This window comes from Flagellimonas nanhaiensis (genome assembly GCF_003382275.1).
GTDB classification, from domain to species: domain Bacteria; phylum Bacteroidota; class Bacteroidia; order Flavobacteriales; family Flavobacteriaceae; genus Flagellimonas; species Flagellimonas nanhaiensis.
On sequence record NZ_QTJX01000001.1, the window covers coordinates 1318769 to 1331600 of the forward strand.

A 12832-nucleotide genomic window follows, 5' to 3' on the forward strand; every position below is an offset into this window, starting at 1 on the left:
TAGGTTGGTTAGTTGTTTACCCCGTAGTTGGATTTATCCGCTACGGGGTTTTTCTTTTTAACCATTTGGAGAGCACTCCAGATACATCTTCGGAAATATTGAATCGAAAAAGAATTCCCAAATACGTTACCACGATCATTGCAGATTTTAAAGCAATATTTGCTATAGGATGAAAGGGAAGTTGCAACAAATTGAAAAGAACATAGAGAAAAATCAATGTCCCCAGAACCTTGAAGGTAGCCTTGGAAAATGGTAAAAACCCAAATTTTAACTTCACAAAGACCACTTTGGTCAAATTGAAAACAAAAATTGAAATAAAACTGGCCAGGGCAGCTCCTTCCAACCCTAGTTTTGGAATCAACAGGTAATTGAGAACTATAGTCAGTACCGCCAAACAAATTCCAAACAACAAAACCGTCTTATAGTACTTAGAATTAAAGAGAATGGAATTGTTGTTGCCCAAAAGGGAATCCAGCACCTTCGCCAGTCCTATCAATAAAACAATATAGAACCCATTCCTATATGCCTCGGGAAGCAAATCATACAGGTCATTAAGGTTTAAAATGATTAAAACAAAAAGAATCCCAGAGGCAATGAACAATGTCAATGACGTTTTTTGATAAAGGGTTTTCAATTCAGAATAATTGCCTGAGTTCAGAAGCTCGGCCGTTAAAGGGTAGGTAATCTGGTGCATGGACCTAGAGGGAACTATAATGACCGTAGCAATATATACGGCCACGCCATAATAGGCCACATTCTCAATTTTGATGAATTGATTGAGCATCACCTTATCAATTTCAAGTAGAATCAGCGCAGCCGAACCTCCTAGGATAATCAGCATGGAATAATACAGAACCTCCCTGGTATTTGGGGTAAATTTGAATTTTAACTTAGGCCATCGCAGACTATACGCATAAATCTTCATGATTATGGTCCGCAACAAGTACAGCCCCACCAAACAGATGAAAAACGTATCCAAAGAAATCACATCAAAATAAAGGAGCAATAACAGTACAGAAACTCCTATCCTACCAAAGACTTCCTTCATGAAATTTCCAAAAACCGATTTCAGTTGCACCTTGCACCATGCATAGAACACCTCAAAATAGGCCATGGCAAAACCGACCAAAACTACATACCACAAATAATCCTTCACCATGGGATTGATTTGTGAGACAAAGTCGCCAAGGGGTTCGTAGAAGAAAAAAAACAATAAAACAAGTGGAAGAATTCCCAATAAGGGAATCAACAACATCAAATTCAGAAAACCATCCTTGTCCTTCTCCTCACAACTACTATAAAACCTAACCATGGTATTGTGTGCCCCAAAAGCCATCAACGGCATCAATATTGCTCCAGAAGCTAGAATAAAAGTTACGAGGCCGAAATATTCATCCGGTAATATATGGGTATACAAAAACAAAGTGTTGATTGCCCCAAAGAGAAATCCGGAGTAGGTAACAACAACATTTTTTATGGACTGTTTTAGGACAATTCCCATTGAATATAATTTGCCAGGGCCCTGGTTAGCTCTCTTCTGTGGTATTTCTCAATGTCTTTAGACATGCAATTCAGTTCCTGAACCCTGTATTTATCAAACCAATCTAAAAGTACACTTTTTACCGTATCCGTATCGCTATGCGAACCTACGATACCAGCGTTGGCAGTTTTTATCATATTCCCGGCCTCCCAATCGGTAGGGCCAATGGCCAAAATAGGTCTTTTTGCACTGAAATATTCAAAAAGCTTTCCGGGTATAATGCCCCTGGTCTCTTCGGTATCTATTTCCAGTAGCAGAAGTATTTGGGATTTCCGTTGAAGTTCTAAAACTTTATTATGGGACAGATATCCCAAGTGTTTCAAATAAGGAGTTAAGCCCAAGCCTTCCAAAGATTTCAACACTTCCTCCCCTACTACGCCGGCCAATTGAATTTTGAGCACTTTTTTAAACTCCTCGTTTTCTAAGACCAATTCACTCAAGGCTTTCCACAATGCCTTCGGATTTCTACCCGTCAGCAAGGAACCAATATGACTAATGGTAAAATCCTTATCCAACTCCGTAGGCTCCCATTCATTGTCATAACCGTTGGTAATTACCTGTATAGGTGTGGTGGTAATCGCTTCAAACTCCTTTTTTGTGGTATTGCTGGTAACCAAAATTTTATCTGCTGAAGAAAGCACCAGTTTTTCAAGTCTCTTGTGCTTTTTTTGGGCCGACTTGGACAGCCTAAGTTTTTTATGATACCCTATAGAGGTCCATGGATCCCTAAAATCTGCAATCCAATCCAATTGGTGGCTTTTTTTGAGTTCCAATCCTATTAAGTGCAAACTATGTGGCGGTCCTGTAGTAATTACAATCTTTATTTCTTCGTCTTGAATGATTTTAGATAGCGTTCTAACAGAAGGCTTTACCCAAAACTTACGCGCATCTGGAATAAAAAGGTTTCCTCGTATCCATAACAGGAGTTTTTCCAAAAAAGAGGGATTCTTTTCTGAAATGATTCCCGAACTGATCGTCTTGGTCTTACTTTTTGAAAAGAGCGAAGCCCAAGCATAAGGTTCTTGAATCCGCTGTTTGATTATTTTTATGCCCTCGGGAACCTCCTCCAAAAGCTTTTCATCCACAATGGGATAACTTGGGTTTTCAGGAACGTATACTATGGGCTCAAAGCCCATTTCAGGGAGATACTTTGTAAATTTTAGCCAACGTTGTACCCCAGGTCCGCCAGCAGGAGGCCAATAATATGCTATGACCAATACCTTTTGCATTTACGCTTTTTTGGACTTTTTGGGCCGGAATGAATATCCTATTCCACCTAAAATTACGAGACCCAAAACCAAGCAACCGGCAAGTGCCACCTGACTCCCTGTTTGGATTACCTCGGGTTCAAACTTGAATTCAATGGTGTGTTTACCCGCTGGGACCTTTATACCCCTCAAAGCATAGTTTACTTTGTAAAACGGTTCAGGTTTTCCATCAATTGAAGCATTCCAACCATGAGGATAATGCATCTCCGAAAAGACCACAAATCCTTCATCAGAATTGGAAGATTGGTATTTTAGGTAATCGGGTCGATAATCCACTAAGTTGACCGACGCAAGTGAATCAACCGTATAACTGAGTTTAACTACCCTTGGGTACTCCTCGGTATTGATTACCGCTTCTTGCTTGGAGTCAAAATCCTGTAAGGCCTGAATTTCAGAATTGGAAGAATTGACCGGTACCAACCGCTCCACATACCAGGCATTGCCATTGGCATCATCGTTCACCGCTGGAAACGAATTTCCTTCATTGTCCTGCTGAATGACGTACTTAACATTCAACATGTTCAGCACCTGTAGGTTATTTTGAAACAGATGATATTCAAAAAGCTCTTGAAGTCTTCTAGGCTTTGCCGCATGATATCCTCCAATGGATTTATGGAAATAAGAGGTTCGGGCACCATTCAGCCCCTCTTGGGGGTCAAAAACCCTGAACACAGCATCATCTTGTTGAATCAGCTGGTCTATTTGGCTGGCCTGAAACGGGGTGTTCACCTGGCGTTGACGTACAAAATCGTCCTCGTTTACATAACGTAGGGCCACTCCGACCAAATCAAACAAAATCAGTACGCCCAGCACTACTGCCAAAATGTTTTTGCTGATTTTTTCCTTGATAAAAAACCAAAGGGCAACCGCGGCAAGAGCCACAAATATCAATGAACGAATGGTATCATTAATGTAAACCGCTTCTCGATCACGTTGAATCATGATCATAAGTTCATCACCAAAATAACCACGATAGGTTTCATCCCTAAGCCCCTCGAAATCCAAAAATCCTTTCAATAGGAAAATAAAAACTCCCAATCCCAGGGTAATGAAGAAACTCCATTTGAGCGCCTTCAATTTCTCCTTTTTCTTTATAGAAGACCTAAAGACCTCCCGCAGACCCAAAATTCCCAAAGCCGGAAGACAAAGCTCCAATACCACCTGAACAGAAGATACGGCCCTAAACTTGTTGTACAACGGGAAATAATCTATCATAAAATTGGTCAATCCCGGAAAATTCTTTCCCCAGGACAAAAGCAGTGCAAGAATAGCTCCTGTTAAAAACCACCATTTCTTTTTACCCTGCACCAGGAAAAGCCCTAAAACAAACAAGAAGAACACAATGGCCCCCACATAGGCAGGTGCAGCCACAATGGGTTGATTGCCCCAATACAAGGGCAAGCCGGAAGACAGTTCCAATGCTTTGGTAGGAGAAAGTCCCTGACCCGTTAAATATTCATAGGCTTTGGAGTTCTTGCCCAAATCCTCATTTCCGGACCCACCGAATAAACGGGGAGCAAACAAGTTTAAGGATTCGGCTATTCCGTAGCTATACTGGGTGATATAGTCGTAATCCAATCCGTTGGAAACTTCTTTGGGGCTACCATCTGGATCAATGGTCAGCTCAGATTTGCCCCGGGTACTCCAATCTGCATATTCTTTGGTAGCCAATAATCCGGTTGCATTGGTGGCAATGGAAAGCGTTACCGCTAGAATCAAAATACCCACTGAAGCAAAAAAGTGCTTCAATTTCTTTTCTTTTATGGCATAGATCAGTTGAACAAGTCCCAACAACAATACCAACAACATAAAATAATAGGTCATTTGGTAGTGATTGGCACTAATTTCCAGGGCCATGGCCAAAGCCGTTAAAATGAATCCCCAGATATATTTCTTTCGGAACACCAATACAATACCTCCGAGCACCATGGGAATATAGCCAAGGGCGTGGGCTTTTGCATTGTGCCCTACTCCCAATATAATGATCAAATAGGTAGAAAAACCAAAAGCAAGTGCACCCAATATGGCCAATCTGTATTCAACTTTCAGACAAAGCATTAGGATATAGAACCCTACCAAATACAGAAAAAGATAATCCGCTGGTCTTGGAAGAAAGCGAATTAGTCTGTCCAGTTTCTTCACGTAATCATGCGGGTAATTTGCTCCAAGCTGATAGGTGGGCATACCTCCAAAGGCACTATTGGTCCAGTAAGATTCCTCTCCACTCAACTCCTTGTAGTCGTTTCGTTCCTTGGACATTCCTTTGTACTGGGCTATATCTGATTGAAAAATAGCCTTGCCCTGCATCACAGGATAGAAATAGACCAAAGCAGCAACCGCAAAAAGAACTACTACACAAATGTGGGTGATAATGGCCTTTGGAGAAAGATTCATGGGTAGATTTTGAAAAGACAAATATTAGTCAATTTCTTCAAAATCTATGTATTCTCCAACTTTTTTTGAAGGATTAGATCTCAGGTTTGGTTTTTTGAAAACAGAGGTCTCGCCTTCCCTATTCTTTTCATTTCCAGCTTCCCCATAATTTCCAAATTGCTGTCCAAAACGCTCTTGTGTCTTTGCCACTGCATAGTTCAGTAACTTGGGCAGTAACCATTTTGCTAGCAATTTGACCCCGTAGTATACTAATATGAGGATTAAAATCGTTTGTAGTACAACCATATAACAATAGCTATTGCATCAAAATTACACTGTAAGTCCTTTATTGAACAAAAACGTTTCATAAAATAGTATTAAAATGGGTTATATGGCTTCTTCCACTTTTCAAAAAACATTGCTTTTTTTCATCCTAGCTCCATCTTTTATGATGGCTCAGTATACGGATGTCATCAACTCCAATAGGCCCGGAAGAGCAGTAAGCGCCTATGCAGTGGGTAAAAATGTGGTACAGGCTGAAGTTGGTTTGTTTTATGAACAACAGGACAATTCCGATCTTAATTTTGATTCAAGTATTATTGGGTCTGACATTGCATTGCGATACGGTTTCTTTTTTGAACAATTGGAAATTGTTTATGAGGGTTCCTTTGTTACGCAAAGTCTCTCCTACTCCAACTTAAACCCGGATGAGACTAGAACCGATTTCACAAGAAACCGCATTGGAGCAAAATATTTGATTTTTGACCCCTTTAAAAACCCGGAGAACAACAAACCCAATCTTTACAGCTGGAGAGCCAACAATGTCTTCCAATGGAAAAATCTAATCCCTGCAGTTTCTTTGTACGGAGGTGCAACCTTTACTTTGGGCGATAATCCATTTTATGTGGGTGACCCAAATATCTCGTACCGGGGTGCTGTAGCGACCCAAAGCAGGCTGTCTCCAAGGTTTGTATTGATTTCCAACATTGCTTATGACCGTATAGGCACCGATTTCCCGGAATGGAGCTACGCCATTTCCGTTACCCATGCCTTCAGAAATCCTAAATGGAGCGTTTTTTTTGAAAACCAGGGTATCAAAAGCGATCGGTATTCTGATATTCTTGTACGTACCGGATTGGCCTATCTGTTCAATGAGAACTTTCAAGTGGATTTCCATTTGGGTTCCAATTTCAAAAACTCTCCCTCTCGAATGTTCGCTGTAGGTGGATTGTCTTACCGTTTGGACTTTCACAAAGATGAATTGGTACCTATAGACCGACAAAGTCCTTCCCAAAAACCAAAGATCAAAAAGAAGTCGTTTAAGAAAAAACGAAAAAAGAACAAGAAGAAAAAGAAAGACAGTCTGGATTTCTAAGTTTTCAACCTATCATTTTTGCTACTGTTGGGAATATTCCTAATATTGGTCATCCAAAAAATGTTGTATGGTCAATATAAAAAAGGTCAGTTCCAAAGCTGATTTAAAAACGTTTGTAAAGTTTCCCTTTGCACTGTACAAAAATTCCCCATACTGGGTACCTCCCATTATAAAGGATGAGATGGCTTCCTTTGACCAAGCCAAAAACCCGGTTTTCCAAAATGCTGAGGCAACCTTCTTTCTTGCTTATAAAGATGGTAAAGTTGTGGGCAGGGTCGCAGCAATAATCAATTGGATAGAGGTCAAGGAGCAAAACCTTAAGAAAATGAGGTTCGGCTGGTTCGATTTTGTGGACGATTTGGAAGTCTCTAAAGCTCTGCTGGATAAAGTCGAGGAAATCGGCAAACAAAACAAGCTCGATTATATGGAAGGGCCGGTTGGCTTTTCCAATTTGGACAAAGTGGGTGTCCTAATAGAAGGATTTGATCATATTGGCACCATGATTACTTGGTACAATCATTCCTACTACCAGTCCCATTATGAAAAACATGGGTTTGTCAAGGAAAAGGAATATCTGGAAAATAAATTTCCAGCCGCCAATGCTGACCCAAAAATGTTCCACAAGGCCAATCTTTTGGTGAAAAAGAGATATGGGCTTAGGGAAATGAACTTTGAAAATAGCAAGGATATCATGCCTTGGGTGGACAAAATGTTCGACCTTTTTAATGGTACCTATTCCAAGCTATCCTCTTTTGTGAAGATCACCGATGTACAAAAAGAATATTTCAAAAAGAAATACATCAGTTTTATTAACCCTGAGTACATCAAATTTGTGGTGGACAGCAATGATGATATGGTGGCCTTTGCAATTGTTATGCCCTCATTCTCCAAAGCGTTGCAAAAAGCCAACGGAAGGTTGTTCCCAACAGGCATCTTTCACTTATTGAAGGCAAGAAAAGAGAGCAAGGACGTTATCTTTTACCTAATCGGAATCAGACCGGATTACCAAAGTAAAGGCGTAACCGCCATTATTTTTAATGAATACCACAAAACTTTCACAGAAAAAGGGGTGGTCAACTGCATACGAACTCCTGAACTAGAAGACAATGTGGCCATACGACAAATGTGGAAACACTTTGGTCCAGTAACGCACAAAAGGAGGCGGACATATCGCAGAGAACTCTAGTCATGAAATTCCTCTAATCTAATATCGCCTAAAATTGACCATGAAGAAAATTGGATTTGTAGGAGGAATTAGTTGGACATCCACTCTGGATTATTACAAATATTTTAATCAGGGGGTCAATGAAAAACTTGGTGGCCTAAGCTCTCCCGAATGTATAATCCATTCATTAAATTTTTCCGATATTCAGGAAAGAGGATGGACCAATTCCTTTGACCTGATTTTTGATGCTTGCAAGAACCTTGTTTCCCACAATGTAGATGCCATAGTGTTGTGTGCCAATACAGCACATTTGTTTGCTGATGAAATTCAATCAAAGATTGACATTCCAATTATTCATATTGCCGAAGCCACTGCGATAGAGATAAAAAAGGAAAAACTCCACAAGATTGGTTTATTGGGTACAAAATTTACCATGGAAATGGATTTTTACCGAAAGAAACTAAAAGAGTACGATATTGAGACCATTGTTCCGTCGGATAAAAAAGATATAGAGGACATTCAAAATATCGTAAAAAATGAGCTTGGGAAAGGGCTTGTGACCAAAGAATCGAAGAAAAAATTCATCCAATATGCAAATGCTTTGATTGAGAGGGGTGCCGAGGGAATTATATTGGGATGCACGGAAATACCAATGTTGATCAATCAAAAAGATTTTAAAATTCCAGTGTTCGATACAACCAAAATCCATGTAGAAAGCGTCATTAATTTTACATTGGATTCTGTAGAAAAATCAACGGACAACAATTTGTAAGCATAATTATTAAAATTTGAAGCGTGGAAAAAATTTGGATAATAGCAATAGCGGTGTCCATCTTTCTATTGCTGAACTTTCTTTTTTATGTGAACCTTAACGGTTATGTAAAAAAGGAATTCGGTAAAAGAATGTGGAAGCTTTTTGGGAACAAACTTTATTTCTGGCAAAGCTCTGTATTTGTTAGTTTGGTAGGTACAGTTTTTATAATGTACGTTTTAAAATGCTCAGATATTTTAATCTTCTAACCTCAAAAGTATTCCAAGCTACAATTCTGAATCTTCGATTTCGATTTGGGAATGCAAACCAATCCCTTATGAATTTTAAATAGCAGTCATAGCCCTGAAAACAATAACTTTAAACTTAAATTAACGGTATTTCAAGACCGTTACAACCAAAAAAAACTTAAATGAATACACTAAAACCAATCTTAAGCCTTCTTATCTTATCTATCTTTTTTTCTTGTACAAACACCCAAAAACCTGAAGAAAAAACTAATGAACCCACAGCAGTGGAACCTGAAAGTTCGGGTATAAAAGTGCTGAACTTTGCAACCTTTCATATGGGTTACTCCAGTGATGCCCACACCGTGGAATTTGATGAAAACAACAAGAAAAACAAAGATACCATTCATCAAGTGGCCGCAATGCTTGCTGCCTTTAAGCCAACGGTTATAATTGTAGAAGCCACTCCCGAGTACAATGGAACCTTGCAAGGCAACTACGCTACTTATTTAAAGGATCAAGACGCTGTTTTTGAAAATCCTGACGAAATTGAGCTTTTGGCATTTGAAGTGGGAAGATTGGCAGGCACCAAACGGATTTATGGTGTGGACCATAAAATGGAGTACAACTACAACATTGGGTCGGAAATAGTCAATTCAATTGATTCGCTCACAATTAACAATTTCCAAGCAGATCCATTTAAGTCTATTCCCCACCTGAGTCTATTTGAAGAGGGACTTCCCTTAATGGAGAGACTTAAGAGAATCAATCATCCGAAAATGTTGGATTTTTTGATTACAGCCAATGCTGATATTCTAACCTATGCTGGGACCGAAAATGGTTTTGAAGGTGCCGATGAAGCCGCTAAATACTATCAAAGGAACCTAAGAATCTATTCAAACCTTAATAGACTTCAACTTGGGGAAAATGACAGACTATTTATTTTGACAGGAGGAAGTCATACTGCTTTCTTAAGAGAGTTTATGGAGAGAGACGAAAAATATGAAATGGTCAATACCTTTGATTATCTGAAATAAAGCTAGGTTTTGTACCAACACGTAAAGTGCAAATCAACAAAAATCGTTGCCAAGTCCATTCGCAACAAATAGAACGAATGATATGCCAAGACCAAAAACAAAAGATGAATTGTTGACTTTGGGTCAAAAGAATTACAAAAAGCTCAATGATTTTGTAGACCAATACCCATTGGAAGAACAACTTGCTGAATTCTCTTCCAACACAATGAACCGAAACATTAGGGACGTCCTGGCCCATTTGCACCATTGGCATTTAATGGTCTTGGATTGGTGTGCAGTTGGAATGTCAGGGGGTAAACCTGATATTCCCGCAAAAGGATATACCTGGAAAACTACTCCTGAACTGAATAGATTGATTTGGGAAAAATACAACCAAGCGGATCTACAGGAAGTCCGCAAACTTTTGCAAGAATCTCATGAAAAAGTAAGGGCTTTTATTGAAAAACATTCAAATGATGAACTTTTTGAGAAGAAGCGATATAAATGGACGGGAACAACATCCCTGGGCGCCTATTTAATTTCAGCTACTTCTAGTCATTATGATTGGGCATTGAAAATAATCAAGAAAGGAAAAAAATGATATTTAGAAAAGCGACCAAAAATGACGTAGCAAAAATTGTGGAAATGATTGCTGATGATGAACTTGGAAAAACCAGGGAAAACTTTCAAACTCCACTGCCAAATGAATACCTGGACGCTTTTGATAACATAAACACCGACCAAAATCAAGAATTGATCGTTCTAGAAAACGAAAATTCCGAAATCATAGGAACTTTACAATTATCCTTTATCCAATATCTAACCTATCGAGGAGGAATACGGGCCCAAATTGAAGCCGTACGAATCAGAAAGGATAAAAGAGGGCTTGGAATTGGTAAATTGATGTTCCAATGGGCCATCGAAAGAGCAAAAGAACGTAACGCCCATTTATTACAATTAACAACGGACAAAAAAAGACCTCAGGCAATTAAATTCTATGAAGATTTAGGGTTTAAAGCTTCCCATGAAGGCATGAAGATTCACTTTTAACGAAAAAAGAGTGACTTCACAACATTTGGTAAAACGGGGCAATTATGAGTAAGACATTCCGAAATATTCTTGCCGTTTTTATAGCAATCTTGCCAATCAACTTGATAATGATCTGGTACAGGTTGACCCAAACCGAAAATTTCTCGACAAGTGATATGATTGTCTATCCGTTGGTCTTCGGCGGTGGATCATGTATACTTATTTTACTTCTGAACAAATACCTAGTACGGAATTCTTTTAAAGAAACTTTTAATTCGGGTAAAGGAACTTGGTATCAAGATGTATTAATTGGCCTGGGAATAACGGTTATCTATTTTATCCTGTTCTTTATTGAGAGGGCCACTTTATATCAATGGATTCCAAATCATAACCCACCCAACACCGAATTATTGGACACCATAAGGGACATGGCGACCAATCCCCTATTATTGGTCATTTGGTTTATCCCTGTTTTATGGATTGGCGTTGCCCTTTTTGAAGAGCTGTCCAGAGTATTCTTATTAAAATGTCTCTGGAATATCAATGAGAACTCTTATTGGCATATCACGGTAATATTTTTGACCTCAATATTGATTGGGGCAACACACATATACCAAGGAACAGCCGGAGCTCTTTCCATAGGATTAAAAAGTGTAATTGTATGCTTCTACTTTTACAAATACCGCAGATTATTACCTTTGGTAATATCACATGCACTTTATGACGGAATACAATTCGCTTTTTTAATACTTCACTTTCAAAATTAAGATATGCCACAACTGACCGATTTACCCAATATTGGACAAACACTTGCAGAGAAGTTAAACACGGTGGGAATTAAAACTGAGTTGGAATTAAAAGAAGTGGGCAGTAAAAATGCAATTGTCAAAATTGCAACTTTGGAAAACAGTGGAGCTTGCATCAACATGCTTTACGCTTTGGAAGGTGCGATACAAGGAATAAGATGGCATGGCCTTGACAAAGAAAAAAAGAAGGAACTACTAGATTTTTACAGAATGGTAGGGAAATAAAACGCTCTTCACGGTTCACTACATCTTTCTGATTAACTTTAGAGTTATAACTACCAAGTTTTATTTGGATGACTTCCATTATAAAAATCTGGTATATCAATTAAAACCTTGGACCATTTCAAAACCATAGAAAGCTATTGTAGGGCAATCAATATTTCGAAGCCCAAACATCCGAATTTTGATATCCGGAGTTTTAAGGATAATATGCCCACTGTGGTACATGCTATGCGTCCTTTTCGACATGAATTCTATGCTATTGCTCTAAAAGCTACGGGCGGAGGGAAAGTAATTTCCGGACACCATACTGACTTTCCGGAAGGCTCCACTATCTTTTTCAATTCTCCATTTCAGATTTTATCCTGGGATATTGTACCGGATTGGGAGGGGTTTTACATTATGTTTTCTCAAGATTTCGTAGCAAAATCACATTTTCTACAAGATATTTTGGAACACTTTCCCTTTCTAAAGATTGAGAAAGATATTCCTTTTGAGGTAGAGCCCGAAGACATTAATCCAATCCTCTCCATATACGAGTCCATACAGCTGGAATATCAAAGCGAACATCCAGATAAGTTTCAATTGATAGAATCCTACGTCCTCCTGTTGTTGAACATTGTAAAAAGATATTTTCTTAAAAACATTGCTCCCAATGATGCCAAGGACGAAATTCGAAAGACAGACTTGAAAATACTTTCCCGCTTTCAAACCTTAATAGAAATCAGTTTTTACGACAATACCAAACTGGACAATGATTCTGCACTACACTCCACTTCATACTACGCCCAAAAGCTCAGCATTCATCCCAACCATTTGAATGCCGTATCCAAACAGATAACTGGGCAAACCGCCAAACAGCATATTCAAAATCACATTCTAGGCCTTGCGAAAGCCCGTCTCATACAAACCCAAGATAGTGTTAAGGAAATTGCCTATTCACTCTACTTTGATTCACCCAATAATTTCAGCAGTTTCTTCAAGAAAATGACCTCAAAAACTCCAAATTCCTACCGTAAAGAGGCCATTCTTTGATTTTTATACT

Annotated in this window: 13 protein-coding genes; 9 read left to right on the forward strand and 4 right to left on the reverse strand. The window is 38.9% G+C overall.

Features of this window, described 5'->3' with window-relative positions; translation table 11 throughout:
* Nucleotides 1-40: 40 nt before the first annotated feature.
* Genes DX873_RS06005 through DX873_RS19230 form a run of 4 tightly spaced genes read right to left on the reverse strand, consistent with a single transcriptional unit; the run spans nucleotide 41 to nucleotide 5391 of the window.
* On the reverse strand, nucleotides 41-1501 hold the full coding sequence (locus DX873_RS06005) for an oligosaccharide flippase family protein (RefSeq protein WP_116183583.1): 1461 nt from the start codon (nucleotides 1499-1501) through the stop codon (nucleotides 41-43).
* Entirely contained in the window at nucleotides 1486-2769 is a 1284-nt protein-coding gene (locus tag DX873_RS06010) for a glycosyltransferase family 4 protein (protein WP_116183584.1), read from the reverse strand. The genes DX873_RS06005 and DX873_RS06010 overlap by 16 nt, the downstream gene beginning before the upstream one ends.
* Nucleotides 2770-5202, reverse strand: coding sequence for a YfhO family protein (locus tag DX873_RS06015; protein WP_116183585.1), 2433 nt, complete (start codon nucleotides 5200-5202; stop codon nucleotides 2770-2772).
* A gap of 24 nt (nucleotides 5203-5226) precedes the next feature.
* Nucleotides 5227-5391 carry a hypothetical protein gene (locus DX873_RS19230; RefSeq protein ID WP_232520870.1) on the reverse strand — a complete coding sequence of 55 codons (165 nt, stop codon included), beginning with the start codon at nucleotides 5389-5391 and terminating at the stop codon, nucleotides 5227-5229.
* A gap of 172 nt (nucleotides 5392-5563) precedes the next feature.
* Here DX873_RS19230 and DX873_RS06025 point away from each other — a divergent pair, with 172 nt between their 5' ends.
* From DX873_RS06025 to DX873_RS06070, 9 genes are all read left to right on the forward strand, one after another.
* The gene (locus DX873_RS06025) at nucleotides 5564-6556 is read left to right on the forward strand and encodes a transporter (protein WP_313777742.1); all 993 of its coding nucleotides are present in this window, start codon (nucleotides 5564-5566) and stop codon (nucleotides 6554-6556) included.
* A 67-nt stretch (nucleotides 6557-6623) separates the two neighbouring features.
* Nucleotides 6624-7742, forward strand: coding sequence for a GTP cyclohydrolase (locus DX873_RS06030; protein ID WP_116183587.1), 1119 nt, complete (start codon nucleotides 6624-6626; stop codon nucleotides 7740-7742).
* 40 nt (nucleotides 7743-7782) lie between these two features.
* Nucleotides 7783-8493, forward strand: coding sequence for an aspartate/glutamate racemase family protein (locus tag DX873_RS06035; RefSeq protein ID WP_116183588.1), 711 nt, complete (start codon nucleotides 7783-7785; stop codon nucleotides 8491-8493).
* Between the two features lie 409 nt (nucleotides 8494-8902).
* Nucleotides 8903-9754, forward strand: coding sequence for a DUF5694 domain-containing protein (locus tag DX873_RS06045; RefSeq protein WP_116183589.1), 852 nt, complete (start codon nucleotides 8903-8905; stop codon nucleotides 9752-9754).
* Nucleotides 9755-9836: 82 nt separating this feature from the next.
* A complete protein-coding gene (locus DX873_RS06050; RefSeq protein ID WP_116183590.1) occupies nucleotides 9837-10334 on the forward strand; it encodes a ClbS/DfsB family four-helix bundle protein in 498 nt (165 codons plus the stop codon).
* Nucleotides 10331-10783, forward strand: a complete 453-nt coding sequence (locus tag DX873_RS06055; protein WP_116183840.1) for a GNAT family N-acetyltransferase — start codon at nucleotides 10331-10333, stop codon at nucleotides 10781-10783. The genes DX873_RS06050 and DX873_RS06055 overlap by 4 nt, the downstream gene beginning before the upstream one ends.
* Nucleotides 10784-10827: 44 nt before the next feature.
* Nucleotides 10828-11529 carry a CPBP family intramembrane glutamic endopeptidase gene (locus DX873_RS06060; protein ID WP_116183591.1) on the forward strand — a complete coding sequence of 234 codons (702 nt, stop codon included), beginning with the start codon at nucleotides 10828-10830 and terminating at the stop codon, nucleotides 11527-11529.
* Between the two features lie 3 nt (nucleotides 11530-11532).
* Nucleotides 11533-11793 (forward strand): TfoX/Sxy family protein, encoded by a 261-nt coding sequence (locus DX873_RS06065; protein ID WP_116183592.1) that lies wholly within the window; start codon nucleotides 11533-11535, stop codon nucleotides 11791-11793.
* Nucleotides 11794-11901: 108 nt separating this feature from the next.
* On the forward strand, nucleotides 11902-12822 hold the full coding sequence (locus DX873_RS06070) for an AraC family transcriptional regulator (RefSeq protein WP_116183593.1): 921 nt from the start codon (nucleotides 11902-11904) through the stop codon (nucleotides 12820-12822).
* Nucleotides 12823-12832: the final 10 nt, after the last annotated feature.